We start from the raw sequence: 26,113 nt of genomic DNA on the forward strand, positions 1-26,113 counted from the left end.
GCACAAACACGTTCACCCTCATCCCTCTCACTGCACGCTCAGGCGCACGGCCTTCTGGTCGGCGTCGAACACGAGCCGACTGGGCCACGGCGTCCAGTTTTGGTTGACCGTTGCGTTGTTCGGGTTGCCCGTGTGCACAAAGGCCCGCATGGTGTCCATCATCGCGCGCGACAGCGCCAGTCGGCCGGGCTGATTGGCCGTACTGTTGGCTGCTTTGGCAAAGACCGAAGGTCCAAAGTTGCCGAACAGGAACGGCAGGTCAAACGCATGCGCCGCGCCGTACACATCGTTCCAGGGCGCGGGCTGCTGGGCCCAGTTGAACTGGTAGCTCCATACCGTGGATTGCTGACTGCGCAGGGTATTGAGCAGGTTGTCGCGGCTCGGATCGATGAACACACTGCCCAGCAGGCGGGTGCGCGCGTTGTAGCCCGTGCCGGGCGCCGTGACCGGCAGGTAAGAGGCATCCAGGATGTCGCCAGCCGTGAGCGTGGTGGGAGCATCGGGGTTGAAGTTCTGCATCATCACAAAGCGCTCGGCGTCGGAGATCTTCATGCCCGGCTTGCCGCCCAGCAGCGCCAGGAAAGGCGCAAACAGCTTGCCCTCCTCGCCCGTGTAGCCAGACAGCACGGGCACCTTGTGATAGCGGCCAGCGCCCATTTCGGCGATCGGATCGGCGGGCACCACCACGCCATCAGGGATGGGGCCCGAGCCCGTGAGACCGTTCTTGAGCACCGTCTGCAGCACTACCCGCGCGTCCTTGCCACGCAGGTAGCTGGCTACCTGCGCAGGGGGCCATCCCGCAACGAGCGCCTGTGCATCAGCAAGCGCAGGCGCCAGGCCATCAGCCAGCGCCAGATGCGCCAGCAGCATGCCCGCCTGCGCGGTGTACCGGGAGGCCGGGTTGAGCGTGGGAATCGAACCGGGCGGCAGGTTCGTCGCCAGCGAAATTCCGCCACTGACCGGTACGAGCTTGTGGAACAACCCCGCGGCCTGGGGCGCGACCAGCAGCGCCAGCGCGTTGATGGCGCCCGCGGACTGCCCCATCAGCGTGACATTGCCAGCATTGCCGCCAAAGCTGGCAATATTGTTCTGGATGAAGCGAAGTGCCTGCACGTTGTCGAGCAGCGCGTAGTTGCCGGTGTAGGGCTGCGTGCCGGTGTGCAGTGGCGGCATCTGGAAGTAGCCCAGAACGTCGAGCCGGTAGTTGGCCGTGACCACCACGGCGTTGGCAGACCGTGCCAGCGCAGCGCCGTCGTAGACGGGATCGGCCGTATAGCCCGAGATGGCACTGCCGCCATGGAGGAACAGCAGCACAGGCAGCTTGTCTTGCGAGGTGGCTGGGCGCCAGATATTGAGGGTCAGGCAGTCCTCGCTGCCTACCGGCGTGCCCAGGGTCTCGCCAATCGTATTGTCAAACCGGTTGTTGGCACCGGGGCCGTAGATGCGGCCCATTTGCAGGCAGGCACTGCCAAAACGTGTGGCGTCACGCTCTCCGGACCAGGCGGCCGGGGCTGCGGGCGGTTGCCAGCGCAGCTCGCCCACGGGTGGCTTGGCAAAAGGAACACCTTTCCACGCGTAGGTGCCGGTCACCGCACTGTCGTCCACACCGCGCAAGGTGCCGTACACCGTCTCGCGCACCTCGGGCGCAGAGCCGGAACCACCGCCGCAGCCCACCATTGCTGCGGCCGAAAACACCGCTCCCAACCATTGCAAACGCCAGCGCGAATCGACCATGTCTTGTCTCCTTGGGGGTTTTCAGGAATGGGTCGGGCCTCTGTCTGCAGTCACACTACGGGCAGGGCACAACCTCGGAGGCGATTGTGGGAACCGGGTGGCGTTTGGCTACTATCGCAACCTTGCCAAAACACTGACTTCAGGCCACCAACGCGCGTAAACCCTGATCCGCCATTTCTTCCATTCGCCACCCCATGACCTCCCGCACAAGCTCTGCCGCCTGGGTGCGCGGCATCACCGACATGATGGCCAGCGAAGGCTTGCCTGCTGCCGAGTTATGCGCCGAAGCGGGCATCGATCTGGCGGCGCTGCAACTGCCACAAACCCGTGTTGATGTGGACAAGATCAGCCGCCTGTGGGAGCTGGCGGTGGCACGTTCGGGCAAGGTGGCGCTGGGGCTGTGCCCGCAGCTCACAGCGCGCTACGGCAATGTGGATGTGGTGGGCTACGCGCTGGCGTCCGGCCCCAACCTGTTGGTGGGTTTTCAGCACCTTACGCGCCACATGGCGGTGATCTCGGACTGCACCACCTTCGCGCTGGACCACGATGCACGCGGCTACTGGATCTCCATCGCGCACATCGGCGCCACCCGCCCCATTCCGCGCCAGCGTGTCGAATACGCCCTGCTCACACTGTTCACGCTGTGCTGCTGGCTCACACGCCGGGAGCTTCGCCCTCTGGCTGTGGAGCTGACCACGCCACAACCCGTCGCTACCGGTGAGGCGCCCTACCATGTGGCGTTTGGCATGCTGCCCCGCTTCGGGCAGGCAGCCAACCGGTTTTTGCTGGCCGAGGCCGATCTGCGGGCCGACATCCCCACACACAACCCCAGCCTGTGGGCCCTGCACGAGCGGCTGGTAGAGACCGAACTGGACCACCTGGGCCAGTCTCTCACCAGCACACGCGTGCGCACCGAGGTAGCCCGCATCCTGCACCGGGGCGAACCCCGCCGCGAAGACGTGGCCGCGCGCCTGCACCTGACGGACCGCACGCTGCAGCGGCGCCTGCAGGCCGAATCCGTCAGTTACCAGCAGTTGCTGGACGACACCCGCTGTGAACTGGCACGCCAGTACCTCAGCGACGAGCGCCGAAGCCTGGCCGAGGTGGCCGACCTGCTGGGCTTTGCCGACCAGAGCAACCTGTTTCGGGCCTGCAAGCGCTGGTTTGGCCTCCCGCCGGGCCAGTACCGCGCGCAGGTGCTGTACCCCGAGGCCGAAGGCCAAGACTCTACCCAGGCCGCATAGGCCGGGCCGTGGTCCAAGGCCCTGCAAGCGCCGGGGCATCCGGGGTGCGAGACAATCCACCCATGAACCTGCCTGCCGAAAGCGCGACCCCCACCGCCGATATCGGCCTGGCCTGGAAGCACGGATTTACCGCCCTGGGACCAGACTTTTTCACCGAACTGCGCCCCACTCCGCTGCCCGCCCCCCACTGGGTGGGCAGCAGCACTGCCGTTGCACAGCTGATCGGCCTGAACGCTGACTGGCTGCAGCGGGACGAAGCCCTGCAAGCCTTCACCGGCAATACGCTGCTTGCAGGCTCTCGGCCCCTGGCCAGCGTCTACAGCGGCCACCAGTTCGGCGTGTGGGCCGGCCAACTGGGTGATGGCCGGGCCATCTTGCTGGGAGAAACTGCGGCGGGCCTGGAAATCCAGCTCAAGGGCGCTGGCCGCACCCCCTACTCCCGCATGGGCGACGGGCGCGCTGTGCTGCGCTCCAGCATCCGCGAATTCCTGTGCAGCGAGGCCATGCATGGCCTGGGCATTCCGACATCGCGCGCACTGTGCATCACCGGTTCGCCCGCACCCGTGCGCCGCGAAGAGGTTGAGACGGCCTCCGTAGTGACGCGGGTGGCCCCCAGCTTTGTGCGTTTTGGCCATTTCGAGCACTTCGCGGCCAACGACCTGCAAGCACAGCTCAAGACCTTGGCCGACTACGTTATCGACCGCTACTACCCCGAATGCCGGGACACCCGCGACTTCGGCGGCAACGCGTATGCCGCCCTGCTACAGGCCGTGAGCGAACGCACCGCACACCTGATGGCACAGTGGCAGGGAGTGGGCTTTTGCCATGGGGTGATGAACACCGACAACATGAGCATCCTGGGGCTGACCATTGACTACGGTCCTTTCCAGTTTCTGGACGCCTTTGTGCCCGGCCATGTGTGCAACCACAGCGACAACCAGGGCCGCTATGCCTACAACCGCCAGCCCAATGTGGCGTACTGGAACCTGTTCTGCCTGGCGCAGGCTTTGTTGCCGCTGATCGGCGACCCGGAGCTGGCAAAAGGTGCCCTGGAGTCCTACAAAACCGTCTTCCCGGTAGCGTTCATGGCCCGCATGCGCAGCAAACTGGGGCTGGCCCAGGCACGCGAGAAAGATGCAGAACTGATCGACGGCATCTTGGTGCTGCTGGCCCAGAACGCCGTGGACTACACCATCTTCTGGCGCCGCCTGTCGCACGCGGTGCAGCAGAACGATTTTGAGCCGGTGCGCGACCTGTTCGCCGACCGAACCACCTTTGACGGCTGGTTGCTATCATATTCAGAGCTATTGGCGCTTAATAATCAAGCGCTGGCGGCCAATTTGATGCTAAAAACCAATCCCAAGTTCGTTTTGCGCAACCACCTGGGCGAGCAGGCCATCCGTGCCGCGAAACTTGGCGACTTCAGCGAACTCCAAACCCTGCAGCGGCTGCTGGAGCACCCCTTTGACGAGCACCCCGGGCACGACGCCTACGCAGCCTTCCCGCCCGACTGGGCCTCTTCCATCGAGATCAGCTGTTCATCATGACCTACCCCGTTCAGAAATCCGATGCCGAATGGCAAGCCATCCTCAAGGACAAGGGCGCCGAGCCCGTCGCGTTGCAGGTGACGCGCCACGCCGCCACCGAGCGGCCATTCACCGGAAAATACGAAGCCCATTGGGCCGATGGCAGCTACCACTGCATCTGCTGCGGTGCGAAACTGTTCGATTCCGTCACCAAGTTCGACGCCGGCTGCGGCTGGCCCAGCTTCTCGCAAGCCATCCCCGGCGCCATTACCGAGATCGTGGACCGCAGCCATGGCATGGTCCGCACGGAGACCGTGTGTGCACAATGCGGGGCCCACCTGGGCCATGTCTTTGAAGATGGCCCCACCCCCACCGGCCTGCGCTACTGCATGAACTCGGCCTCGCTGGATTTCGAATCCGGCAAGGACTGAGCCCCGAGACCCGCCCCCTGACCCCATGAAAATTCTGATCGACTTCTTCCCCATCCTGCTGTTCTTCGGGGCCTACAAGTTCTATGGCATCTATGTGGGCACTGCAGTGCTGATGGGTGCCACGGTCGCTCAAATGGCGCTGATCTACGCCATCGACCGGCGCCTGCAGACCATGCACAAGGTCACCCTGGTGCTGATCCTGCTGTTCGGCACGCTCACGCTGGTGCTGCAGGACGACCGCTTCATCAAGTGGAAGCCCACGGTGCTCTACGGCGCCATGTCCATCGCCCTCGCGGTGGCGGTGTGGGCCATGAAGAAGAACTTCCTCAAGATGCTGCTGGGCAGCCAGCTGACGCTGCCGGAGAGCGTGTGGCACCGGCTGAACGTCGCCTGGATCGTGTACTGCGCCTTCATGTCGGCCATCAACGCGTATGTCGTCGTCAACTTCAGCACCGAGGCCTGGGTGGATTTCAAGCTCTGGGGCTACGCCTTCCCGCTGGTCTTCCTGGTGGGCCAGGGCATCTATGTGGCGCCCCACATCAAGGGCGACGAAGGCGACGAGCCTGCTGCCTGAAGGACAACCTGCCATGACCACCCTCGCTCAGCAAATGCACCAGACCCTGGCGGACCGTCTTACACCCACCGCCCTGGAAGTGCTTGATGAAAGTGCCGCCCATGCAGGGCACGCGGGCGCCAACGGCACCGGCTTTGGCACCCATTTTCGGGTGCGCATTTCGTCACCTTTGTTTACAGGCAAGCCCCGCGTCGCACAGCATCGCCTTGTGTATGATGCGCTGCAAGAATTTATTGACCAAGGCGTTCACGCCGTCGCCATTGAAGTTCTCTGAACCGGCCCCCATATCCTCTGTTGCCGGAACTCAGCTGGCAAACAACCTCTCATTTTTTGGATTCCGCATGAAGAAACAGCTCCTGTCCGGCCTCGTGGCCGCTGCCGTGCTGGGCACGTTGGCCCTGCCCGTTTCCGCCCAGAATGTCGCCATCGTCAATGGCAAGGCCGTGCCAAAAGAGCGCGTTGAAGCCCTCAAGCAGCAGGTGGAACGCTCGGGCCGTCCTGTAACGCCTGACATCGAAGGCCAGATCAAGGAAGAAGTCATCACCCGTGAAATCTTCATGCAGGAAGCGCAAAAGCGCGGCCTGGAAGGCTCAGCAGACTACAAGGCACAAATGGATCTGGCCCGCCAGACCATTCTGATCCGCGAACTGTTCGCCGACTACCAGAAAAAGAACCCTGTGACCGACGCCGAGATCCAGGCTGAGTACGACAAGTTCGTGGCAGCCAACAGCGGCAAGGAATACAAGGCCAGCCACATCCTGGTGGAAAAGGAAGCGGATGCCAAGGCCATCATCGCCTCCATCAAGAAGGGCGCCAAGTTTGAAGACATCGCCAAGAAGCAGTCCAAGGACCCAGGTTCTGGCGCCAAGGGTGGCGACCTGGATTGGGCCAATCCTTCGAGCTACGTGAGCGAATTCACGGAAGCCCTGGTCAAGCTCCAAAAGGGCAAGATGACCGACGCTCCCGTGAAGAGCCAGTTCGGCTGGCACGTTATCCGCCTGGACGACGTGCGCCAGGCAGAACTGCCCAAGCTGGAAGAAGTGAAGCCCCAGGTGGCCCAGCAGCTGCAACAGCAAAAGCTGGCCAAGTTCCAGGAAGACCTGCGCGCCAAGGCCAAGGTCGAGTAACTGGCAAGGCAACTGCGCATCTGCTTTGGCAATACACTCAAAAAGCGCGGCCCAGGCCGCGTTTTTTTATGGGCGGGTGGAAAGCGCCCCACGGTGACCGGAGCGGCAGCGGGGCCTATGGTTGCAGACCCCAAAGCGGTCCGCGGCCCACTAACCCCTCGATATCCAGGCTACTGCCATCAGCAGCCCAATCATGACCGGCTGGTGCACCATGTAATAGCTCAGGCTCCACCGCCCCAGCAGTGCCAGCGGCTGCAAGCCTTGGGGAACCCGCCACCCCAGCCAGTGGCCCCGACCCGCAGCCATTGCCCATTGGCCGGCAGCCAGCCCCCACCACAACACCCCCAACCACGGCAGCACGGGTACGTAGTCTTCGGTAAAAGGCTTGCGCGACACCAGACCCATCCAGTTGAGCGCGCGCCCATTGAACCAGGGCGCAGCGTCAGCCCAGGCACCCGCCAAAAGCTGGTGCGCTACCGATGGCAACGCCACAGCCACCAACCCGGCAAGCCACAACCACCGCCCCCACCCTGCGGTACACCGGGCAATGAGCAGCATTACAGCCATACCGTGCAGCACGCCAAAATGGATGAAGCTGTGGGGAAACATCACGAACGACCCCGCAGACACCAGCAGCGCGCAGCCAGCGATCTGCAACCACCGCCGACCAAACCGAGGCCACCCCTGCCCCTGGTGCAGCGCAATGGCCTGCCCCAGCCCGGCGCAGAACAGGAACAAGCTCACGATCACCGTCCGCTGCGAGGTCCAGAATGGGTCGGCGCGGAAATTCTGCGGCCAGAAGCCCAGATGGCTCAGGTCAAAGCAAAAGTGGAAGACCGTCATCCACACCATTGCCAGGCCGCGCAATGCATCTACGCTGTCATAACGTGGTGACGGCTGGAGCGAGGAGAATGGGGCAAACGGCAAGGGAAGCGCACGGTTCATGGCAATACCAGCGGAAGGTGTCGGCGCGGGCACTTGCCCGCCCTATGGGCCCGATGGTACGCAAATCCAACTCCGTCTTGCCACGCGGGTCGAACCATACATTCCAACAAGCAAAAAGAATGCGGGCAAGAAAAAAGGCCTTGCAGCTTGTGCTGCAAGGCCTTCAAACATTGGTCGGAGCGGCGGGATTCGAACTCGCGACCCTCTGCTCCCAAAGCAGATGCGCTACCAGGCTGCGCTACGCTCCGACAGCTCGTATTCTAACCCGGCAATTTCCCTGTTTTTGGTTCAACGCGTGCTTTTTGTGATTTTTTTAAAAGCACGGTGCGAAGACCTGAACCGGGAAAGCACCGCCTCTGGGAGAAACAGTGCGCAGATGAAGGAACACAAGAAACCGTTTGCCCCAAGAGCCGGAACAAGCAAGCGCCAGTCCGTGTCCCCCCGGGGCCGAATATCAACGATTGCCCGAAGGGCCGGGACCGCGACCGGCCAGATGGCGGAACGTGATGCGTCCTTTGGACAAATCGTAGGGCGACATTTCCAGCGACACCTTGTCACCCGCCAGAATGCGGATGTGGTGCTTGCGCATCTTGCCGCCCGTGTAGGCGATCAGTTGGTGACCGTTGTCCAGCGTCACGCGAAAGCGCGAGTCGGGAAGGACTTCCGTCACGGAGCCTTGCATTTCAATGAGTTCTTCTTTGGCCATGTTCTATCTTTTCAAAACAAATATTCTGTGATCGGCACCTGACGCTTGTGCATCCACCACGGCAGCTACGGCGTGGTCGGTGCTCGACACACGGTGCATTGCGGGCGGTGGGAGTCGCTGCACCCGGGGCGCAGATCAGGCAGAGGGCCGGGGGAGACGGCTTCAATGGACAGGCATAAGCACTGTGCAAAGCCTGTCAATTGTACCGCGATGTACCGCGTCTTGCCTATGGGGCAGCTTGCTCTTCGGTCGGCGCACGCCCGCGCACCGAGGTGGCACCCGCAGAGCCTCCCTCGTCGCGCCCTTGCACAGCTGCTGCCAACGTCCGCACAAGGTCCGTCTGTGTGATCACCCCTACCAGACGGCCCTCGCTCTCCACAATGGGAATATGGTGGTGCCCGCCCTGGGAAAACAGAGGGACGAGATCCATGGCGTGCTGCCCCACGTGGGCCACCTGGACCGGGTGCGACATGATTTCGCCCACATTCTGGGGCTGCCCCGTACGCCCCATGACCAGCATCCGTAAACGCTGCCCCAAACCTTCATGCATATCCAGGTTGGCCAGCCGCATGAAGTCCGCCACCGTCACGATACCTACCACCAGGCGTTGAGCATCCACCACGGGCAGCGCCTTGATCTGCTGGGCACGCATCAACGCCCAGGCGTCTTTAAGGGAAATCCCCGCCTCCACCGCAAACGGTGGCCTTGACATGATGTCCGAACAGCGAACCTCCCCCAGCGTCCGCTGGAAGGCCGCACGGCCCGCCAAGTGCAACAGCCCTTCCAGATCGGCACGGCTCACGTCCAGCACCTGGTTGTAGTGTGCCAACGCTGCATCCACATCCGAGGCGGTAAAAGCGCCCTGAGCAATATCGGTTCGGGCCGCCATCCGCTGAGGATGGGGGTACCGGCGCCCTGTCAGGCCGTTGTAGACCACGGCCGAGACCAAGAGAACGATCACATTGAACAGGATGGGAAATGCGGCCAGATGCCACCCGTCCCCCGCGGTCAGCACGACATACAGCGCCATTGCTCCGCCCGGTGGATGCAGGCAACGCAGGGGCACCATCAGCGCAATAGCCAAACCCACCGCAACCGCCCCTGCAAGTGCCGGGTCTGGGATGAACGCGGAGCAAACTGCGCCCACCAGCGCAGACAAAGTACTTCCTCCCAGGACCGGCCAGGGCTGGGCCAGTGGACTGGACGGCATGCCAAACACCAGGACCGCACTCGCCCCCAGCGATGCCACCATCCAGGGACCTGCGCTGCTTCCCCCTGCCCACCAGCGGCTGAGCAATCCCGTCAGCAGTACACCGATCACGGCGCCCACAATGAAGCGAAGCCTTTCGCGTCCGTCGATACCTAACGGTGCGGGCCAGAAATGGCGCAACCACCGAGCTAGACGCACCCGCATGGATTGGGAAGTGGACGATGAAGATGGGGGTGATGAAAGGGGCATGAAGCAATCGGAAACATGCGGTTTGCCCGCCTTCCGGCGAGACGGGGCGCACCCCCTTCAAGAGCTGGCAACACCGGTCTCCAGCGTCACCCATGCCTCCATTTTGCAGGGCATTGAAGCACTCCCATCCATAGAGCCACTGCACTCGTGGCCAAACAACCCGTCAGGCTTTCAGAACCGCGCCTATGCTCGAAACTACTGATACCGGAGGCTCAAATAGCTGCTCACAGCAAAAATCACACGATCTATACTGCACAAAAAACACAAAACTGCACTTTAATTCATATACTTGGTTCTATGTCCGTCAAGCAGCCCTTGGTAAACCCATCATCGGCAGGCCTCTGCCCCCGGGCCCGATTGCAGCCCTCGGGCACCTCGCAATGCGGGAGCCCTTGCCTGACGGTACGGGTAACCCATAGGTATTCACCACCGAATGCTTGCAGTAAATTACTTTAAGCCTAAACAAAGGAGACAAGTCCAATGACCACCCGCCGCCTCGTCATCAGCCGTAGCGCCGCCCTCGTGGGCGCCGCATCTACAGGGCTGTTGCTGCCCTCCATCGTGCGTGCGCAAAGCGGCAAGGTGCGCGTGGGTTTCATGCTGCCCTACACCGGTACCTTTGCACAACTGGGGGTCGCCATCGAGAACGGCGTGCGCCTGGCCATAGACCAGCAGGGTGGCAAGCTCGGCGGTCGCGAGATCGAATGGTTCAAGGTGGACGACGAGTCCGAGCCCAGCAAGGGTGTCGAGAACGCGAGCAAGCTGGTGCAGCGCGACAAGGTGGATGTGCTGATTGGCACCGTGCATTCAGGTGTGCAGATGGGCATTCAGAAGGTGGCGCGCGATACGGGGGTTCTCAACCTGATTCCCAACGCCGGCGTGCATGCCGCCACGCGCGCACTGTGTGCCCCCAACGTTTTCCGTACTTCGTTCAGCAATTCCCAGCCAACGCTGGCCCTGGGCAAAGCCATGGTCGAAAAGGGCCACAAGAAGGCTGTGTGGATCACCTGGAAATACGCGGCAGGGGACGAAGCCTTCGAAGGCTTCAAGCAAAGCTATACCGCAGCCGGCGGCACCATCGTGAAGGAACTGGGTCTGCCCTTCCCCAACGTGGAATTCCAGGCGCTGCTGACCGAAATCGCCGCCCTCAAGCCCGACGCCGTGGCCTGCTTCTTCGCGGGCGGCGGTGCTGCCAAGTTCATCAAGGACTATGCGGCCGCAGGCCTCAAGGACAAGATTCCGCTGTACGGCTCGGGCTTCCTCACCGAAGGCGTGCTGGACGCTGCCGGCCCCGCTGCCGAAGGCATCATCACGACCATGCACTACAGCGACTCGCTGGACACACCGCGCAACAAGCAATTCCGCCTCGAATACGCCAAGGCCTTCCGCAGCCAGCCCGATGTGTACGCGGTACAGGGCTACGACACCGGCCTTCTGCTGGTGCAGGGCGCCAACGCCGTCAAGGGCGACCTGTCCGCCAAGGCTGCCGTCATCAAGGCGATGGAAAGCGCCACCATCGACAGCCCGCGCGGCAAGTGGACCATGAGCAAGGCACACAACCCCGTGCAGGACATCTACCTGCGCCGCGTCGAGAACAAGGAAAACAAGGTGATTGGCATTGCCGCCAAGGCCCTGGCCGACAGCGGTGCCGGCTGCCGCATGGGCTGACGCGCTCACCCCACTGCCCGGGCTACGGCGCGTGCTGGACCTCGGGTCCGGTTCGCCCAGCAGCTTTGACACAATGCATTGATGGACTGCCGCCATGGCAGGCCTGTCTGCTGTGCGCCCGGACTTTGCGGCCACCTTGCCCTCCACCCAATCCTATGTTGCTCAGTACCTACCTGCTCTACCTCGCCGCAGTGGCCCTGCTGGTTCTTTCACCCGGCCCGACGATGCTCATGTGCATGACCAATTCTCTGCAGCACGGCCCGCGCAAGGCCCTCGCCGCTGCTGCAGGCAGCGTGACGGCAGTGCTGGGCACCATGCTGCTTTCGGCCCTGGGCCTTGGCGCATTGCTGGCGGCATCGGAAACCGCCTTCTGGGTGCTCAAGGCTGCCGGCGCGGCGTATCTGATCTGGCTTGGCATCAAGACATTTCGCAGCCAGACCACAGTGTTTGACGAGATGCCCGCCAACGGCACGCAGACCAAGGCCGTGGTGCCCGCGCGCAAGCTCTACATCCAGGGTCTCATCGTGGGCGGCAGCAACCCCAAGGCCCTGCTGTTCTTCACGGCGTTCTTCCCCCAGTTTCTGGACCCGACCGCCGCATGGGCGCCGCAGTTTGCCGTGCTGGCAAGCACCTTTGTGGCTTTCGAATTCACGGTTCTCACGCTGTGTGCACTGGGTGTAGCACGGCTGGCACCCGTTTTGCGCTCTGGCGCACGCATGCGCTGGTTCAACCGCATTTCGGGCGGCCTGTTCACGTTGATGGGCACCCTTTTGCTGGCGACACGCCGCGCTACCTGATCCCCTGTCTGTTTGCCCACCATGGACTTCGCCACTTTCCTGATCCAGTTGCTCAACAGCGTGCAGTACGGGCTGCTGCTGTTCATGCTGGCCGCCGGCCTCACGCTGATTTTCGGAATCATGGGGGTGGTGAATCTGGCGCACGGCAGCTTTTACATGCTGGGGGCTTATCTCGGCTATTCGCTGTCGGGCCACTTTGGCAGCCTCACGCTGGCCATCCTGGGGGGTGCCGTGCTGGCCGTGTTGTTTGGCCTGGCGCTGGAGTGGCTGCTGTTTCGCCACTTCTACCACCGCGACCACCTGGACCAGGTGCTGCTGACCTTCGGCCTCATCTACATCTTTGAGGAACTGCGCTCCATCCTCTGGGGGGACGACGTGCACGGCGTCCCGATTCCAGCGATGCTGGACTGGTCCATTCCGCTCACCGACACCCTTTCCTACCCGATCTACCGGCTGTTCATCTCCGGCGTGTGCATGGCGCTGGCGCTGGGCCTGTACCTGCTGATCTCCAAAACGCGGCTGGGCATGAAGATCCGCGCGGGCGCCTTCAACCGCGACATGGCCGAATCGCTGGGGGTGAACATCAAGCTGATCCACGCCATCGTCTTTGCGCTGGGCGTGGGCCTGGCGGCCGTCGCGGGCATGGTGGCCGCGCCGGTATCCAGCGTCTATCCCAACATGGGCTCGTCCGTTCTCATCATGTGTTTTGTGGTGGTGGTGATCGGCGGCATAGGTTCCGTGCGTGGCGCCCTGATCTCGGCCCTGCTTGTGGGGCTGGTGGACACCTTTGGCAAGGTGTTGCTGCCATCGATGGCCGGAATGCTGGTCTACATGCTGATGGCGGCTGTGCTGCTGTGGAAACCCGAAGGCCTGTTCAAACAATGATGACCCCGATGCTTGCCACTGTCACTTCGCGCGCTTCCCACGCCATACACGCTTCGCAGCCCGGCGCCCCCCTATGAGTACCCCCCGCGCCAATATCGAAGTGCTGCCGCGCAGCGTGCAATTCGCCCTGGCACTGGGGCTGGCTGCGCTGCTGCTGTTCCCGGTCGTCGGCAGTGATTTCTACGTGCAGATGGTCACACGCATGATGATCATGGCCATCTTCGCAATGAGCCTGGATCTGCTGCAGGGCGTGACCGGCCTGGTGTCGCTGGGCCATGCCGCCTACTTTGGCGTGGCGGGCTATGCCCTCGCCTTTCTCACACCCGCCGATACGCCAGTGAGCCTCTGGTGGTCGCTGCCGCTGGCCGTTGCCGGTGCCGGGCTGGTGGCGCTGGTCATCGGCTTCTTTGTGGTCCGCACCCACGGCATCTACTTCATCATGGTCACGATGGCGTTCGCGCAGATGGTGTTCTACCTGTTCTTCGACAACAAGGTGCTGGGCGGCTCGGACGGGCTGTACATCAATTTCCGGCCCGACGCCTCCATCTTTGGCTGGCTGCCGTTCGACCTTGAAGGCCGTAAGACCTTCTACTACTTCACGCTGGCGCTGGTGGTCATCGTCTACGCACTGCTGCGCCGCCTGCTCTGGAGCCCGCTGGGCCGCGCACTTTCGGGCATCCGCATCAACGAGCACCGCATGCGCGCCATGGGTTTTGGCACGCAGGGCTACAAGCTCACTGCATTCACCGTGGCGGGTGCGCTGGCAGGCCTGGCGGGCTACCTGTGGGGCGCACAGACGGGCTACGTAAACCCTGAGCTGATGGGCTTTCACATGAGCGCGCACGCCATCATGATGATCATCCTGGGCGGCATGGGCAATTTTGCGGGAGCCATCGTGGGAGCGTTCGCGTTCGAGTACCTGCTGCATGTGTTCAAGGACATCACCAAACACTGGCAACTGCTGATGGGCAGCTTCATCGTGCTGGTGGTGGTGGCAGCACCGCGCGGGTTGCTGGGCATGCTGGGGCAGCGCCGGGCCACCAAGGCGCAGGAGGATTCTCACCATGGCTGATGCTCTGCTCTCGGCCCGCAAGCTCACCAAACGCTTCGGAGGCCTGGCCGCTGTCAACGGCGTATCGTTGGACCTGTGGCGTGGTCAGATCCATGCCGTGATCGGCCCCAACGGCGCGGGCAAGTCCACACTGACCAACCTGCTCTCGGGCGACCTTCCACCGAGCGCGGGCCAAGTGCAACTTGGCAGCACCGATGTGACCGGCTGGGCACCCGAGCGCATATCGCGCCAGGGCCTGGGGCGCAGTTACCAAAAGACCAACATCTTTCTGCCGCTCACCGTGCATGAAAACGTGCGCCTGGCCGCGCAGTCGCGCGATGCGCAGCAGCCCTGGAACCCGCTGCGCTGGTGGCAGGACACACGTGCAAACACTATCAAAAACAGAGCTACCAACGCCCGCCTGGAAAGCGCTATCGAGCTTTCTGGCTTGAAAGACCGGCGCATGGCGATTGCCGGTGCCATGAGCCACGGCGAGCAGCGCCAGTTGGAGATCGCCATGACCCTGGCCACCGAGCCCCAGGTCCTGCTGCTCGACGAGCCCCTGGCTGGCATGGGCGTGGCCGAGGCAGAGCGCATGGTGGACCTGCTACAGCGCCTCAAGCCCGCCCACGCCATCATGCTGGTGGAGCACGATATGGATGCCGTGTTTGCGCTGGCCGACCGTCTCACGGTGATGGTCAACGGCGAGGTGATTGCGCATGGCACACCGCCCGAGGTGCGCGCCGATGCCACCGTGCAGGCGGCCTACCTCGGAGAGGACCACTGAGATGACCACTCCATGGATCGATGCCAAGGGCATCCACACCTTCTACGGCAGCAGTCACATCCTGCACGGCATTGATTTCACCGTGGGCCAGGGCGAGACCATCGGCCTTATGGGCCGCAACGGCATGGGCAAGAGCACCCTGCTCAAGTCCCTGATGGGCCTGGTCAAGCCCCGCTCTGGCAGCGTGGCCGTGGCGGGCCGCGATATGACGGGCAAGCCACCCTATGAGGTGGCGCGCCTGGGCATCGCGTACGTGCCGGAAGGCCGTGGCATTTTTGGCAACCTGAGCGTGGTCGAGAACCTGCAGATGGCCGCGCGCGCCGGCACACGCGGCCAGCGCGATTGGACCTACGAGCGTGTGCTGGAGACCTTCCCGCGCCTGCAGGAGCGCCTAAGCCACGGCGGCCAGCAGCTCAGCGGGGGCGAGCAACAGATGCTGACCATTGGCCGCGCGCTGATGACCAACCCCGACGTACTCATCCTCGACGAGGCCACCGAAGGCCTGGCCCCGCTGATCGCCCGCGAGATCTGGCGCATCTGCAGCCTGATCAAGGACAGCGGCATCAGCAGCGTCATCGTGGACAAGAACTGGAAACACGTCACGCAGATCACCGACCGCAACATCATCCTGGTCAAGGGCCAGGTGGTGTTCGAGGGCAGTTCGGACGCACTGCACGCGCAGCCGCAGTTGCTGGACCAGTACCTCGGGGTATGAGCATGCGGTCGATGGCGCCCCGCCGATAGAATCGTTCGCTTTCGTCTTCGAGGGGTTCGCCCGTGTCCGATCGCCTGGCAGTTCTGCCGCAATACCTCCTGCCCAAGCAGGCACTGACCACCCTGGCTGGCAAATTTGCGTCGGCCCAGTTGGGCGGACTGACCACCTCGGTGATCCGCCGCTTTGTGGCCCGCTACAACGTCAACATGGCCGAGGCCGCCAACCCCGACATCACCAGCTACGCATCGTTCAACGACTTCTTCACGCGTGCGTTGAAACCCGGGGCCCGCCCGCTGGCGGCGGCAGACCTGATCTGCCCCGTGGATGGCGCCATCAGCCAGTTTGGCCCCATCGCGAAGGACCAGATTTTCCAGGCCAAGGGGCACACCTACTCCACAACCGCCTTGGTGGGCGGCGATGCGGAAGCAGCAGCCCGTTTTGACAACGGCCACTTCGCCACGCTGTACCTGAGCCCGCGCGACTACCACCGCATCCACATGCCCTGCGCGGGCGAGCTGACGCGCATGGTGCATGTGCCGGGCGATCTGTTTTCGGTGAACCCGACCACGGCACGAGGTGTGCCCGGCCTGTTCGCGCGCAATGAACGCGTGGTGTGCTTTTTTGAGTCGGCCCAGGGGCCTTTTGTGCTGGTGCTGGTGGGCGCCACCATCGTGGGCAGCATGGCCACCGTGTGGCACGGGCAGGTCAACCCGCCACGCACGGGCACGCTGCGGCAGTGGGACTACGCCAAAGGTCAGGTCAGCCTGCAGCAGGGTGAAGAAATGGGCCGCTTCCTGCTCGGCTCCACGGTGGTGATGTTGTTTCCCCAGGGGCCACTGCAATTCAACCCGCAGTGGGCTCCGATGCGGGCGATTCAGCTGGGCGAGGCCATGGCACAGCGCGGGGCGGTCTGAGCGACCGCAGCCTTGCGACAGGCAAAGGGTGGTAAGCACCCTGCCCTGTGCACCAGCCCGTCAGATCCGGTCCGGGACACGCGTCAGCTGAAACGCGGTGGGGGCCAGTTGCAGGGTGTCGGGGTGCACCGCAGTGTCATTGCCCACCAAGTAGATCATCAGCGCATTGCGGCGGATGACCACATGGCTGACCGTTTCGCGCTGCTGCTTCCACTGGACGGAAGCGCCAGGCTTGAAATGGGGCATGTAGTAATAGGCGGTTGGATCCATGGGGTGCGGCTCCTTCCGCTTGAGTGGACCAACAGGGAGCCCCCTCAGCGGCCTGGTGCCGACCGCTGAGCCATGGTAGCACCGAACCCCCATCAACAGTGAGAGGGTTAGCTCACAAGCTTGAGCAAGCTCAAGCCTTTGATGCTGACGTGGCGAAGGCCAGCGCCGCAGTCAACATGCGCTGCAGATGGGGCTGGACGCGCGCCGCAACCTCCGGCAGAAAGTCAAATGGCAAGGCCTCCTGCATGTAGCTGCACTGTGTCATTTCCAGCTGGATGGCATGCACGCCTTGCTCTGGCTGGCCGTAGTGGCGTGTGATGTGCCCGCCCTTGAAACGGCCGTTGAGTACGGCGGTGTAGCCAGTGGCTTGTTGTGCAATCGACAGCAGTTCTTGCGCCAGGGCGGGGTTGCAGCTTTCGCCATCGGCCGTGCCCAGGTTCAGGTCGGGCAGCTTGCCCTCAAAAAAGCGTGGCAGTACCGAGCGGATCGAGTGCGCGTCCCACAGCACCGCCACGCCATGCTGGGCCCTGATCCGGTCCAGCTCGGCACGCAGTTGTGCGTGGTATGGCACCCACACCGCCTCCCGCCGCGCCGCCACCTCTGCATCATCCGGCACATCCCCTTGGGCGTAGATGGGCGTGTCATCAAAGGTATCGACCGGGCACAGGCCGGTGACGCTCTGGCCGGGGTACAGGCTGGTGCCGTCGGGCGGGCGGTTCAGATCGACCACATACCGCGAATGCGTGGCCACAAGAACAGAGGCACCCAAGTCTTTGGCAAAGCCATACAGCCGCTCCATGTGCCAGTCGGTATCGGGCACCTGGCGGGCCTCGTCGGTAAAGCGGGCCGCCAGCGCCGGGGGCACATAGGTGCCCGCGTGGGGCATGGACACCAGCAGCGGTGCGGTACCGGGGTAGAGAACATAAGGTGGTGGAGAGGTATCAGTCATCACAAATCCAAAGGTATGGGTTCAATCTGGCGCGATGGTGGCGGAACGCGCGGTCACAAACGCATGGGCAGCACCATCGTGCAGTGCGTGCCGGCCAGCAGCGATGCGCCGCTGGCCCGCCACCCACACGCTGTCAATGGCAGAGGTGCGGTGGCTGCCAAACACATGGGCCGACAGCATGCTGTGCGCGGGCAGATCGCGCAGCGCCACATGCTGCGCATCGAGCGCCACCAGGTCGGCCTGCTGCCCCACCGCGATGCCGCCAATGGCGCGCCCTGCGGCCTGCGACCCGCCTGCAACGGCCTGCAAGGTCATGGCCGTCGCAACCTCGGGCTGCGCTGCATTGGCCAGCACATTGCGCTGGCGCAGCGACAGGCGCTGGCCGTATTCGAGCATCAGCAGTTCCTCGGCCGCGTTCACGCAGGCATGGCTGTCAGAGCCCACGCCCCAGCGGCCGCCGTGCTGCAGCCACAGCGGCATGTCGAAGATGCCGTCGCCCAGGTTGGCTTCCGTGGTGGGGCAGATGCCAGCCACGGCACCCGTGCGGGCAGCATCGGCGTATTCCTGCGGCGTCATGTGCGTGGCATGCACTAGGCACCAGCGCTCATTCACTGGCGCGTGCTCCAGCAGCCACTGCACAGGGCGCTGGCCGCTCCAGGCAATGCAGTCATCCACCTCCTGCGTCTGCTCAGCAATGTGGATGTGGATAGGGGCCTCGGGGTTGAGCGCCGTGAGGCCCTGCACCGCAGCGGCCAGGCTGTCGGGCGGCACTGCACGCAGCGAGTGCGGTGCAAGACCCAAAACAGCCCCTTGCGCCTGTGCAGCGGGCGTGAGCCGCTCCAATAATGAGAGCATGTTGTCCGTGCTGCGGATGAACCGGGCCTGGTCTGCACGCGGCGGCTTGGCGCCAAACCCGCTGGTCTGGTACAGCACCGGCAGCAGCGTGATGCCCATGCCCGCGTTGCGCGCTGCGCGCAGCAATGCCTGCGACAGCGTGGCATCGTCGGCATACGGTGTGCCATCCTGGTCGTGGTGCACGTAATGGAACTCGCACACCGACGTGTAGCCAGCCTCCAGCATCTCCACATACAGCCAGGTGGCGATGGCCTCCAGAGACTCGGGCGTGATGCGTGCGGCAAAGCGGTACATCAGCTTGCGCCAGCTCCAGAAGCTGTCCTGGCTTTCCCCCCTGTACTCGGTGAGGCCCGCAAACGCGCGCTGGAAGGCGTGCGAATGCAGATTGGGCATACCAGGCAGCACAGGCCCTGGGGCCACGGGAGTGCCCTGTGGCACAGCGGCTTCCGGTGTGACGGTGCAAAGGCGCCCAGCCTCATCCCATTGCAGCAGTACATTGCGCGCCCAGCCGGTGGGCAGCAGGGCGTTCGGGACAAACAGCTCATTCATTGATCACGCTCCAGAAGGGTAGGCGCTGCGCCAGAAGGCTTCCAGTGCGTCGCAAAAAGCCTGCGGCGCCTCGTCAGGCCACATATGGGTGGCCTGATGCACCACCAGATGGCGCGCCTGCGGCATGGCACGCGCCGCAGCGCTGGCGACTTCGCCAAAAACGGGGCGTGTGTCACCGCCCTGGGCAATGCACACAGGCAGCGTGATGGCCGCCAGGTCGGTGGCAGACAGCGGCAGCGGCGGCGTCTGCGACATGATGCGCGGCAGCGTGTGCGCGTTGTCCAGTTGCACGGCGCGCCGCTCTGCAGGCTGGCGGTCAAAGTACCCCGGCGACTGGCCCGAGGCATCCATGAGGATGCGGGTAGCAGCGGCCAAATCACTCCGCAACACGGCCTCGGCCAGCGGGCCGTACATGAGCTGTGCATCGGCCTGAAAGCGTGCCAGCGCTTCCGGCTCCTGCAGATAGGTAGGAAAGCCTGGCTCGTACACGAACACGCTGCGCAGCCGCGTGGCGTGGTGCCGCGCCATGTACAAAGCGGCATGTGCTGAATACGACCAGGCCACCAGATGCACCGGGCCCTGGCCCCATGCGTCGATGGCACGCACCAGGTCATCCAGATGCGCGGCCAATCCAAAGGGCGGGCCATCGTCGGGCCAAGCCTCCGTACCAAAGTAGCGCAGCGTGACGGCCAGTGTGTTCCAGCGCGCAGCCAGATGGCTCTGGTGGGCCGACCACATCCGCGCATCGGCCAGCGCACCGTGCACCAGCAGCACGGGCGCCCCCTGCCCTTGCTGGCGCCCGGGCATGGGGCCCAAGCGCAGTTCCGATACAGCCATGCTCATGCCTCACTCCTTGCCCTTGCAATACGCCCTTGCCGCACGATGGTGCAGTCGGGCTTTTGGCCCAGCCAGTAGGCCAGCTCGGCCGCCTCGCCCACAGGCCACAGCACAAAATTGGCGGGCCTGCCAGATGCGATGAGGCCGTGGGAATCTTGCAAGCCCAGCGCGCGCGCGGCATGGGTGGTGATACCAGCCAGCGCCTCGGGCACCGTCAGGCGGAACAGCGTGCAGGCCATGTTGGCCATCAGCAGCAGGCTGAGCGCGGGCGAGGTTCCGGGGTTGTGGTCGGTGGAGACGGCCATGGGCACGCCCGCTGCGCGCAGCTGCGCGATGGGCGGCAGGTGCGTGTCGCGCAGCGTGTAGTAGGCACCGGGCAGCAGCACGGCCACGGTGCCTGCGGCCTTCATGGCGGCGATGCCATCGGCCGAAAGGTGCTCGATGTGGTCGCATGACAGCGCGCCGTAGCGTGCTGCCAGCGCCGAGCCGCCCATGTCCGACAGCTGCTCGGCATGCAGCTTGACGGGAATGCCCAGCTTTTGCGCAGCCTGGAAGACCTGTTCGGTTTCGGCCAGCGTGAAGGCGATGCGTTCGCAGAACACATCCACCGCATCCACCAGGCCCTCGGCGGCCAGTGCGGGCAGCATCTCCTTGCAGACCAGATCGACATAGGCTTGGCTGCGGCCTGCGTACTCGGGCGGCAGCGCGTGCGCGCCCAAAAAGGTAGTGCGCAGCGTCACGCCAAACGCCTCGCCCAGACGGCGGGCCACGCGCAATTGCTTGCGTTCGTGCTCCAAGGCCAGGCCGTAGCCGGACTTGATCTCGATGGCGCAGACGCCTTCGGCCAGCAGGGCCTGCAGGCGCGGCGCAGCCTGGTCAAAGAGTTCGTCTTCGGTGGCAGCGCGCGTGGCCTTCACCGACGAGACGATGCCCCCACCCGCCTTGGCCACTTCTTCATAGGTGGCACCGGCCAGGCGCATGGCGAATTCATTGGCACGCTGACCACCATAGACCAGGTGCGTGTGGCAGTCCACCAGCCCGGGGGTGGCGAGTGCGCCCCGCGCATCACGGCGCGGCAATGCCTGGTAGGCGGCAGGCAACTGCGCCTCGGGCCCCACCCAGGCCATCTGGCCTTGCTGCACCACCACGCAGGCGGGCTGGCCCTCGGGCACGGGCACATCGGCCACCCACAGGCCGGGCGCGGGTTTCAGGTTCTGCCACACGCCATCGGCGTTCTGGCTGGCGGCCCATCCATTGGGGTGACTGGGGTTGTCGTTGTGTTGCATCTGCCTGCCCACCCGTGGGCTCCGTGTTGAATGCTATATAAATAATAGCTACCAGCGCTTATCCATCAAGCGGTGACGGCCATTTTTATTCAAATTTTGGGGGCTGCACCGCGCTGCAAGGCGATCCAGACCAGTGCGGGCGCATCGGCGTCGGCCCCCGCATGCAGCGGCTCCAGTTGGCCCGGCGTTGCACCACCCTCGCCCGCCCACCAAAAGCCCTGCCCTGCCGCCAGCCCGCGCGGCCCGGCGCCCTGCGCCACCCATTGCCAATCGCCCTGCAGCACCAGGCACAGGCCTGCGGGCGTGTCGCCGGGCGACTGCGCATCGCTCACCACCTGCAGCGGGCCCTGCCACAGGCCCCGCCGTTGCATGAGGTTGAAGTCCTTGGAAGTGCCGCCCAGCATGGCGCCATCCACCGCGTCATCGCCCGAAAAAGCAAACGGTTTCCAGCGCTGCTCCAGCCGGTGCTCCCAGCCCGGGCTGCGCAGGTGCAAGCCGTCACCGGCCAGCAGCATGATCTGGCGGTCGATGGCCGGGAAGACCGAGAACGGCCCGGGCCGGTCCACCGTGGCCAGGCTCACGCGCCACTCAAAGCTGTTCATGTCCGCGCCGGGGGGCCAGCAGGCCAGCTCCTGCGTGCTGCCGCCGCCGTTTTTCCAGGGCATGCTGGGCGTGGTGGCCAGGTCAAAAAAGTGCATTGCCATCGGTGTCGTTGTCGTTGTCGTCGTGTTCATCAATCAGGATGTTGCGGCAGTCTGCCCCGCGCCCGTCACCAGCAGCGGGAACAGCGGATGGTCCATCTCAGCCCCGGCAGGCAACTCATCGGCCAGGCCCGGGAACTCGGGCGACGTCTTCCACGGCCGGGGCGCATGGCGCGTGTCGTCGCCCAGGAACCGCACCGAGAACACTCGGCGGCGGTTAGTGCCCTCTACCCCACCGGCGGCATGCAGCGTGAGCATGTGAAAACACACCACGTCACCGGGCTCGATCTCCCAGCCCACGATGGGGAAGGCATCGCGGTCGGCCTCAACATTGGGCAGGTCCTGCAGGCTGCCTTCGGGGAACCACTTCGCCTGGTTGTCCATGAAAGTGCGCGGCATGAGCCATGGGCCTTTGTGTGAACCCGCCACAAATTCCAGCGTGGCCGCACGCGACACCGGGTCCACCGGTATCCACATGCTGATGTTCTGCATGCCGTCGATGTTGTAGTAGGGCTGGTCCTGGTGCCAGGGCGTGCGCTGGCGCGTGCCCGGCTCCTTCACCAGCACATGGTCGTGGTACAGCCGCACGGTGCGCGACTGCATCAGGCGCTGCGCAGCCAGCGCCAGCGGTGTCTCGCGCACAAAGCGGCCAAACTGCGGGATGTCCTGCCAGTTGCAGAAGTCCTCGAAGAAGCGGCCCGGGTCATCCGGCCTGCTGGCCACTTTGGCGCGCGGGCTGGGCGCGGCCAGGTTGGCGTCGATGCCGTCGCGCAGCAAGGCCACTTCATCGGGCGTGAGCAGCTGCTTGATGCACAGCGCGCCATCGCGGTCAAAGCGGGCAATGTCGTCTGCGGTCAGGCGCTCCTGCAAGCGCTGCTGAAAGCGTGCTGGCAAGGGTGTGTCCAAAGCAGATGAAGGCTGGGGCATCGGGGTTGTCTCCTTGATTGTTATTGACCATGGTGCACCATGCCGCTCCCAGCCTCAGGCCTCAGGCGCGCGTGAGCACGGCTTGCAGGAAAGAGCGCGTGCGCTCCTGCGTCGGGTTGGTGAAGATGGTGGCAGGTTCACCGGCCTCGATGATGCCGCCGCCGTCCATCACCACCACCACGTCGCCCACCTCGCGTGCAAAGTCCATTTCGTGCGTGACCACCATCATGGTCATGCCTTCGCTGGCCAGCAGCTTCATGACCTGCAGCACCTCGCCCACCAGCTCGGGGTCTAGCGCCGAGGTGGGCTCGTCGAACAGCATCACGCGCGGCTCCATGGCCAGCGCGCGGGCAATGGCCACCCGCTGCTTCTGTCCGCCCGACAGGCTGGCGGGCATGGCCGTGGCTTTGTGCGCCAGGCCCACCTTGGCCAGCAGGGCCTGGGCACGCTCCTCGGCCTCCTTGCGCGACAGGCCGTGCAGCTTGCGTGGGCCCAGCGTCACGTTGTCAAGCACCGACAGGTGCGGAAACAGGTTGAACGACTGGAACACCATGCCCACTTCTTCGCGCAGGGCGTTCAGGTCATGGTCAGGCAGCATGCGGCCGTCCTGCACCAGTGTGCGGCCGCAAATCTCGACCGTTCCGCCTTCGGGCTGCTCCAGCCCGTTGCAGCAGCGCAAAAAAGTGCTCTTGCCCGAGCCGCTGGGCCCGATGACCACCACCACCTGCGACGGCAGCACATCAAAGTCGATGCCGTTCAGCACCACATGGTTGCCAAACGCCTTGCGCAGCCCGCGGATGCGCACGATGGGATCGGCGGACGGGCTTGCTCCAGTTGTCACAGAATTATTCTTCATTGCACCATCCCCCCGGCACGCAGGCGCAGCTCCATGCGGCGCAGCACCAACGAAGTGACACCCGTGAGGATGAAATACACCACCGCAATCGCCAGGTACACCTCCAGCGAGCGGTACGACACACTGATGATCTTCTGCCCTTCGTGCATCAGGTCGTGGATGGTGAGCAGCGACACCAGCGCCGAGTTCTTGATCAGCGCGATGAACTCATTGCCCAGTGGCGGAATCATGCGCACCACGGCCTGCGGCAGAACCACCGTGCGCATGGCCAGGCCCGAGGACATGCCGATGGAGCGCGCCGCCTCCATCTGCCCCTTGTCAATGGACTGGATGGCGCCGCGCACCACCTCGGACACATAGGCGCCCGAGTAGATGCCCAGGCCGATCACGCCACACACGAAGGCAGGCAGGAGGATGCCAAACTGAGGCAGGCCAAAGAACAGGATGAACAGCTGCACCAGCAGCGGCGTGCCGCGTATCGCGGCCACGTAGGCAGTGCACAGGGCGTAGACCACGCGGCGCTTGGGGTTCAGGCGGCCAATGCCCACCAGCAGGCCCATGGCGCAGCCCAGCAGCAGCGAGGCGGCCGTGATTTCCACAGTGACCAGCGCGCCCGCCAGCAATTGGGGCAACCCGGCCCAGACAGGAGAAAAATCGAGTTCCATGGCTCAGTTCGGCAACGGTCAGTGGGTCAGTGGCTTACTTGGCAGCGCTGTTGCTGAACCACTTCTTGACGATGGCCGCATAGGTGCCGTCGGCCTTGAGCTTGGTGATGGCACCGTTGACGGCCTTCGTCAGCTCCGGCGTGTCCTTGCGCAGGGCCATGCCGTATTCCTCGGTGGTGAGCTGCTCGTCGAGCACGCGCAGACCCGGGCGGGTGCGCACATACTGGAACGCGGCGGGCTTGCCGGTCACGGCGGCGTCGGCGCGGCCGATGTCCACCAGGTTGAACATCTCCTGGTTCTTCTCGACCTCCACGCGCTGCACCTTGGGGAATTTTTCGGTCAGGTACGACACCGACTTGGTGCCCACCTGCACGCTGACCTTCTTGCCGTCCAGGTCGGCCAGCTTGTTGATGGCCTTGTTGTCGGCCTTCACCATCACCACCAGGCCGCCGGCGTAGTAGGAGTCAGTAAAGTCCACCACCTTCTTGCGCTCGTCGGTGATGTAGATGGCCGACACCGCCATGTCAAAACGCTTGGAAATCAGGCCGGGAATCAGGCCCTTGAAGTCGATGTCCACCCACTCGACCTGCTTGCCCATGGTCTTGGCAATGGCCTCCACCAGCTCGACATCAAAGCCTGTGCGTTTGCCGTTCTCGACAAACTCCATGGGCGGGAACGTGGCATCGGTGCCCACACGCAGGACGTTGTCCTGGGCCTGTGCACCCGTGGTGCAGAAGGCTGCGGCGGCCAGGCTGGCCAGAAGAAGGTTGCGGCGAAGGTTCATGGGGAAAGCTCCTTGGGAAGGGGTGAGGGAAATCAGGGAGAAGTGAGCTGGCGGGAGATGCGCGCTGCGGCGACGACAGCCATGCCGGTGAGCGCGGCCTCCTGCCCTTGGGCTCGCAAGATCGGGGCCATCAGGGTGATGGCCCCTGCAGCCTGCCGGGGAGATCCGAACACGGGCACGCTGACGCCCCAGACACCGGCATCCACTTCGCCGGAGCTGACGGCGTAACCCGCCTTGGCAATGCCCTCCAGCTCGGTCAGCGCCGCCTGGCGCTCAGCAGTGTCTGCGCCGTAGTGCAGGTCCAGAATGGCATTGCGCGTAGCCGGTGCCACATGGGCAAGCAGGCACTTGGCGGAGGCACCCGCGCGCAGCGGCACGCTGCGCCCTTTTTCAAACGAGCAGCGCAGGGCCTGCGTGCTGTCCACCATGTCCAGGCACACCACGCTGTCATTCACCGCCACCACCAGCCCCACGCTCTCGTGGGACTGCCGGGCCAGGGCCTGCATGTCCGGCCGCGCGTGGTGCACCAGGTGCGACGCCATGTCAAAGCCCAGGGCCAGTTGCAGGCTCAGCGGCCCGGGCGCGTAGTGCCCGCTGCTCTCCAGCACAAAGCCCCACTGCTTGAGCCGCGCGAGCTGCCGGTACAGCGTGCTGCGCGCAAGGCCCGTGGCCTCCATCAACTCGGCCGCCGACATGGGCTGCCCATGTTGCGCCAGCACCGCCAGCACGTGCAAAACACGGTCGGCAGCAGCAACGGAGGTTGGTCCACGGGTGGGCATGGACTCAGTATCAAAGGATTGCAGCGGCATTCAAACCCAACATTCCCAACGACTGGGAATGCAGTTCCCTTTTTTCACATTCCTGTCATTCC

The 26,113-nt window shown here is 64.1% G+C and carries 28 protein-coding genes and 1 tRNA gene; 13 read left to right on the forward strand and 16 right to left on the reverse strand.

Translation table 11 applies throughout. From position 1 onward, the window contains the following. Positions 1 to 27: 27 nt before the first annotated feature. Positions 28 to 1,734: a carboxylesterase/lipase family protein gene (locus tag ACT89O_RS14710; protein WP_487260440.1), complete on the reverse strand. Its 1,707-nt coding sequence runs from the start codon at positions 1,732 to 1,734 to the stop codon at positions 28 to 30. A 194-nt stretch (positions 1,735 to 1,928) separates the two neighbouring features. On the opposite strand from ACT89O_RS14710, the gene ACT89O_RS14715 reads away from it, so the two are divergent. The 6 genes from ACT89O_RS14715 to ACT89O_RS14740 all read left to right on the forward strand — a co-directional run bounded on the left by ACT89O_RS14715 (position 1,929) and on the right by ACT89O_RS14740 (position 6,636). Further along, positions 1,929 to 2,978, forward strand: coding sequence for an AraC family transcriptional regulator (locus ACT89O_RS14715; RefSeq protein WP_487260441.1), 1,050 nt, complete (start codon positions 1,929 to 1,931; stop codon positions 2,976 to 2,978). Positions 2,979 to 3,040: 62 nt separating this feature from the next. After that, positions 3,041 to 4,525: a protein adenylyltransferase SelO gene (locus tag ACT89O_RS14720; protein WP_121420379.1), complete on the forward strand. Its 1,485-nt coding sequence runs from the start codon at positions 3,041 to 3,043 to the stop codon at positions 4,523 to 4,525. Beyond that, complete coding sequence (msrB, locus tag ACT89O_RS14725; RefSeq protein ID WP_055394045.1) at positions 4,522 to 4,935, forward strand: peptide-methionine (R)-S-oxide reductase MsrB; 414 nt, start codon at positions 4,522 to 4,524, stop codon at positions 4,933 to 4,935. The genes ACT89O_RS14720 and msrB overlap by 4 nt, the downstream gene beginning before the upstream one ends. A gap of 25 nt (positions 4,936 to 4,960) precedes the next feature. Next, positions 4,961 to 5,509 carry a septation protein A gene (locus ACT89O_RS14730; protein ID WP_055394047.1) on the forward strand — a complete coding sequence of 183 codons (549 nt, stop codon included), beginning with the start codon at positions 4,961 to 4,963 and terminating at the stop codon, positions 5,507 to 5,509. 13 nt (positions 5,510 to 5,522) lie between these two features. Continuing rightward, positions 5,523 to 5,783: a BolA family protein gene (locus tag ACT89O_RS14735; protein ID WP_487260442.1), complete on the forward strand. Its 261-nt coding sequence runs from the start codon at positions 5,523 to 5,525 to the stop codon at positions 5,781 to 5,783. Positions 5,784 to 5,850: 67 nt separating this feature from the next. Further along, a complete protein-coding gene (locus ACT89O_RS14740) occupies positions 5,851 to 6,636 on the forward strand; it encodes a peptidylprolyl isomerase (RefSeq protein WP_055394051.1) in 786 nt (261 codons plus the stop codon). 150 nt (positions 6,637 to 6,786) lie between these two features. On the opposite strand, the gene ACT89O_RS14745 is transcribed toward ACT89O_RS14740, so the two are convergent. The 4 genes from ACT89O_RS14745 to ACT89O_RS14760 form a co-directional block, all read right to left on the reverse strand. Continuing rightward, on the reverse strand, positions 6,787 to 7,581 hold the full coding sequence (locus ACT89O_RS14745) for an acetyltransferase domain-containing protein (RefSeq protein WP_487260443.1): 795 nt from the start codon (positions 7,579 to 7,581) through the stop codon (positions 6,787 to 6,789). A 171-nt stretch (positions 7,582 to 7,752) separates the two neighbouring features. After that, a tRNA-Pro gene (locus tag ACT89O_RS14750) sits at positions 7,753 to 7,829 on the reverse strand. A 206-nt stretch (positions 7,830 to 8,035) separates the two neighbouring features. Next, complete coding sequence (infA, locus tag ACT89O_RS14755) at positions 8,036 to 8,287, reverse strand: translation initiation factor IF-1 (protein WP_010465645.1); 252 nt, start codon at positions 8,285 to 8,287, stop codon at positions 8,036 to 8,038. Positions 8,288 to 8,513: 226 nt separating this feature from the next. Then, positions 8,514 to 9,701: an HPP family protein gene (locus tag ACT89O_RS14760; RefSeq protein ID WP_255577660.1), complete on the reverse strand. Its 1,188-nt coding sequence runs from the start codon at positions 9,699 to 9,701 to the stop codon at positions 8,514 to 8,516. Positions 9,702 to 10,226: 525 nt separating this feature from the next. Here ACT89O_RS14760 and ACT89O_RS14765 point away from each other — a divergent pair. The 7 genes from ACT89O_RS14765 (at position 10,227) to asd (ending at position 16,563) form a co-directional block, all read left to right on the forward strand. Then, the gene (locus ACT89O_RS14765) at positions 10,227 to 11,414 is read left to right on the forward strand and encodes an ABC transporter substrate-binding protein (RefSeq protein ID WP_228898323.1); all 1,188 of its coding nucleotides are present in this window, start codon (positions 10,227 to 10,229) and stop codon (positions 11,412 to 11,414) included. A 155-nt stretch (positions 11,415 to 11,569) separates the two neighbouring features. Continuing rightward, the gene (locus ACT89O_RS14770; protein WP_487260444.1) at positions 11,570 to 12,211 is read left to right on the forward strand and encodes a LysE family translocator; all 642 of its coding nucleotides are present in this window, start codon (positions 11,570 to 11,572) and stop codon (positions 12,209 to 12,211) included. A gap of 21 nt (positions 12,212 to 12,232) precedes the next feature. After that, on the forward strand, positions 12,233 to 13,096 hold the full coding sequence (locus tag ACT89O_RS14775) for a branched-chain amino acid ABC transporter permease (RefSeq protein WP_487260445.1): 864 nt from the start codon (positions 12,233 to 12,235) through the stop codon (positions 13,094 to 13,096). Between the two features lie 73 nt (positions 13,097 to 13,169). Beyond that, the gene (locus ACT89O_RS14780) at positions 13,170 to 14,168 is read left to right on the forward strand and encodes a branched-chain amino acid ABC transporter permease (RefSeq protein WP_487260446.1); all 999 of its coding nucleotides are present in this window, start codon (positions 13,170 to 13,172) and stop codon (positions 14,166 to 14,168) included. Continuing rightward, positions 14,161 to 14,934, forward strand: a complete 774-nt coding sequence (locus tag ACT89O_RS14785) for an ABC transporter ATP-binding protein (RefSeq protein ID WP_487260447.1) — start codon at positions 14,161 to 14,163, stop codon at positions 14,932 to 14,934. Before ACT89O_RS14780 ends, ACT89O_RS14785 begins: the two co-directional genes overlap by 8 nt. A 1-nt stretch (position 14,935) precedes the next feature. Continuing rightward, entirely contained in the window at positions 14,936 to 15,649 is a 714-nt protein-coding gene (locus ACT89O_RS14790) for an ABC transporter ATP-binding protein (RefSeq protein ID WP_228898306.1), read from the forward strand. Positions 15,650 to 15,711: 62 nt separating this feature from the next. Next, positions 15,712 to 16,563 carry an archaetidylserine decarboxylase gene (gene asd / locus ACT89O_RS14795; protein ID WP_055394066.1) on the forward strand — a complete coding sequence of 284 codons (852 nt, stop codon included), beginning with the start codon at positions 15,712 to 15,714 and terminating at the stop codon, positions 16,561 to 16,563. A gap of 60 nt (positions 16,564 to 16,623) precedes the next feature. Here asd and ACT89O_RS14800 read toward each other — a convergent pair whose 3' ends face one another. The 11 genes from ACT89O_RS14800 to ACT89O_RS14850 form a co-directional block, all read right to left on the reverse strand. Further along, the gene (locus tag ACT89O_RS14800) at positions 16,624 to 16,833 is read right to left on the reverse strand and encodes a hypothetical protein (protein WP_055394068.1); all 210 of its coding nucleotides are present in this window, start codon (positions 16,831 to 16,833) and stop codon (positions 16,624 to 16,626) included. Between the two features lie 130 nt (positions 16,834 to 16,963). Next, the gene (gene hutG / locus ACT89O_RS14805) at positions 16,964 to 17,782 is read right to left on the reverse strand and encodes an N-formylglutamate deformylase (RefSeq protein WP_228898302.1); all 819 of its coding nucleotides are present in this window, start codon (positions 17,780 to 17,782) and stop codon (positions 16,964 to 16,966) included. Positions 17,783 to 17,803: 21 nt separating this feature from the next. Then, positions 17,804 to 19,186 (reverse strand): formimidoylglutamate deiminase, encoded by a 1,383-nt coding sequence (locus ACT89O_RS14810; protein WP_228898301.1) that lies wholly within the window; start codon positions 19,184 to 19,186, stop codon positions 17,804 to 17,806. A 3-nt stretch (positions 19,187 to 19,189) separates the two neighbouring features. Beyond that, complete coding sequence (locus ACT89O_RS14815) at positions 19,190 to 20,029, reverse strand: alpha/beta fold hydrolase (RefSeq protein ID WP_487260448.1); 840 nt, start codon at positions 20,027 to 20,029, stop codon at positions 19,190 to 19,192. Continuing rightward, a complete protein-coding gene (hutI, locus tag ACT89O_RS14820) occupies positions 20,026 to 21,309 on the reverse strand; it encodes an imidazolonepropionase (protein ID WP_487260449.1) in 1,284 nt (427 codons plus the stop codon). The genes ACT89O_RS14815 and hutI overlap by 4 nt, the downstream gene beginning before the upstream one ends. An 89-nt stretch (positions 21,310 to 21,398) precedes the next feature. Continuing rightward, positions 21,399 to 22,013 carry a HutD/Ves family protein gene (locus tag ACT89O_RS14825; RefSeq protein WP_487260450.1) on the reverse strand — a complete coding sequence of 205 codons (615 nt, stop codon included), beginning with the start codon at positions 22,011 to 22,013 and terminating at the stop codon, positions 21,399 to 21,401. A gap of 33 nt (positions 22,014 to 22,046) precedes the next feature. Continuing rightward, positions 22,047 to 22,937 (reverse strand): phytanoyl-CoA dioxygenase family protein, encoded by an 891-nt coding sequence (locus ACT89O_RS14830; protein WP_487260451.1) that lies wholly within the window; start codon positions 22,935 to 22,937, stop codon positions 22,047 to 22,049. Positions 22,938 to 22,998: 61 nt separating this feature from the next. Continuing rightward, positions 22,999 to 23,793 carry an amino acid ABC transporter ATP-binding protein gene (locus tag ACT89O_RS14835; protein ID WP_431149516.1) on the reverse strand — a complete coding sequence of 265 codons (795 nt, stop codon included), beginning with the start codon at positions 23,791 to 23,793 and terminating at the stop codon, positions 22,999 to 23,001. Beyond that, positions 23,790 to 24,458, reverse strand: coding sequence for an amino acid ABC transporter permease (locus ACT89O_RS14840; RefSeq protein WP_121506132.1), 669 nt, complete (start codon positions 24,456 to 24,458; stop codon positions 23,790 to 23,792). The genes ACT89O_RS14835 and ACT89O_RS14840 overlap by 4 nt, the downstream gene beginning before the upstream one ends. A 34-nt stretch (positions 24,459 to 24,492) precedes the next feature. Beyond that, a complete protein-coding gene (locus ACT89O_RS14845) occupies positions 24,493 to 25,242 on the reverse strand; it encodes a glutamine ABC transporter substrate-binding protein (protein WP_121506131.1) in 750 nt (249 codons plus the stop codon). 32 nt (positions 25,243 to 25,274) lie between these two features. Then, positions 25,275 to 26,021, reverse strand: a complete 747-nt coding sequence (locus tag ACT89O_RS14850; RefSeq protein ID WP_228898282.1) for an IclR family transcriptional regulator — start codon at positions 26,019 to 26,021, stop codon at positions 25,275 to 25,277. Positions 26,022 to 26,113: the final 92 nt, after the last annotated feature.

The organism is Acidovorax sp. NN32 (assembly GCF_057597245.1).

Coding starts and splice junctions, on each gene's coding strand:
- ACT89O_RS14710 (WP_487260440.1), bottom strand. CDS start 1,734: ATGGTCGATTCGCGCTGGCGTTTGCAATGGTTGGGAGCGGTGTTTTCG.
- ACT89O_RS14715 (WP_487260441.1), top strand. CDS start 1,929: ATGACCTCCCGCACAAGCTCTGCCGCCTGGGTGCGCGGCATCACCGAC.
- ACT89O_RS14720 (WP_121420379.1), top strand. CDS start 3,041: ATGAACCTGCCTGCCGAAAGCGCGACCCCCACCGCCGATATCGGCCTG.
- msrB (WP_055394045.1), top strand. CDS start 4,522: ATGACCTACCCCGTTCAGAAATCCGATGCCGAATGGCAAGCCATCCTC.
- ACT89O_RS14730 (WP_055394047.1), top strand. CDS start 4,961: ATGAAAATTCTGATCGACTTCTTCCCCATCCTGCTGTTCTTCGGGGCC.
- ACT89O_RS14735 (WP_487260442.1), top strand. CDS start 5,523: ATGACCACCCTCGCTCAGCAAATGCACCAGACCCTGGCGGACCGTCTT.
- ACT89O_RS14740 (WP_055394051.1), top strand. CDS start 5,851: ATGAAGAAACAGCTCCTGTCCGGCCTCGTGGCCGCTGCCGTGCTGGGC.
- ACT89O_RS14745 (WP_487260443.1), bottom strand. CDS start 7,581: ATGAACCGTGCGCTTCCCTTGCCGTTTGCCCCATTCTCCTCGCTCCAG.
- infA (WP_010465645.1), bottom strand. CDS start 8,287: ATGGCCAAAGAAGAACTCATTGAAATGCAAGGCTCCGTGACGGAAGTC.
- ACT89O_RS14760 (WP_255577660.1), bottom strand. CDS start 9,701: ATGCGGGTGCGTCTAGCTCGGTGGTTGCGCCATTTCTGGCCCGCACCG.
- ACT89O_RS14765 (WP_228898323.1), top strand. CDS start 10,227: ATGACCACCCGCCGCCTCGTCATCAGCCGTAGCGCCGCCCTCGTGGGC.
- ACT89O_RS14770 (WP_487260444.1), top strand. CDS start 11,570: ATGTTGCTCAGTACCTACCTGCTCTACCTCGCCGCAGTGGCCCTGCTG.
- ACT89O_RS14775 (WP_487260445.1), top strand. CDS start 12,233: ATGGACTTCGCCACTTTCCTGATCCAGTTGCTCAACAGCGTGCAGTAC.
- ACT89O_RS14780 (WP_487260446.1), top strand. CDS start 13,170: ATGAGTACCCCCCGCGCCAATATCGAAGTGCTGCCGCGCAGCGTGCAA.
- ACT89O_RS14785 (WP_487260447.1), top strand. CDS start 14,161: ATGGCTGATGCTCTGCTCTCGGCCCGCAAGCTCACCAAACGCTTCGGA.
- ACT89O_RS14790 (WP_228898306.1), top strand. CDS start 14,936: ATGACCACTCCATGGATCGATGCCAAGGGCATCCACACCTTCTACGGC.
- ACT89O_RS14800 (WP_055394068.1), bottom strand. CDS start 16,833: ATGGATCCAACCGCCTATTACTACATGCCCCATTTCAAGCCTGGCGCT.
- hutG (WP_228898302.1), bottom strand. CDS start 17,782: ATGACTGATACCTCTCCACCACCTTATGTTCTCTACCCCGGTACCGCA.
- ACT89O_RS14810 (WP_228898301.1), bottom strand. CDS start 19,186: ATGAATGAGCTGTTTGTCCCGAACGCCCTGCTGCCCACCGGCTGGGCG.
- ACT89O_RS14815 (WP_487260448.1), bottom strand. CDS start 20,029: ATGAGCATGGCTGTATCGGAACTGCGCTTGGGCCCCATGCCCGGGCGC.
- hutI (WP_487260449.1), bottom strand. CDS start 21,309: ATGCAACACAACGACAACCCCAGTCACCCCAATGGATGGGCCGCCAGC.
- ACT89O_RS14825 (WP_487260450.1), bottom strand. CDS start 22,013: ATGGCAATGCACTTTTTTGACCTGGCCACCACGCCCAGCATGCCCTGG.
- ACT89O_RS14830 (WP_487260451.1), bottom strand. CDS start 22,937: ATGCCCCAGCCTTCATCTGCTTTGGACACACCCTTGCCAGCACGCTTT.
- ACT89O_RS14835 (WP_431149516.1), bottom strand. CDS start 23,793: ATGAAGAATAATTCTGTGACAACTGGAGCAAGCCCGTCCGCCGATCCC.
- ACT89O_RS14840 (WP_121506132.1), bottom strand. CDS start 24,458: ATGGAACTCGATTTTTCTCCTGTCTGGGCCGGGTTGCCCCAATTGCTG.
- ACT89O_RS14845 (WP_121506131.1), bottom strand. CDS start 25,242: ATGAACCTTCGCCGCAACCTTCTTCTGGCCAGCCTGGCCGCCGCAGCC.
- ACT89O_RS14850 (WP_228898282.1), bottom strand. CDS start 26,021: ATGCCCACCCGTGGACCAACCTCCGTTGCTGCTGCCGACCGTGTTTTG.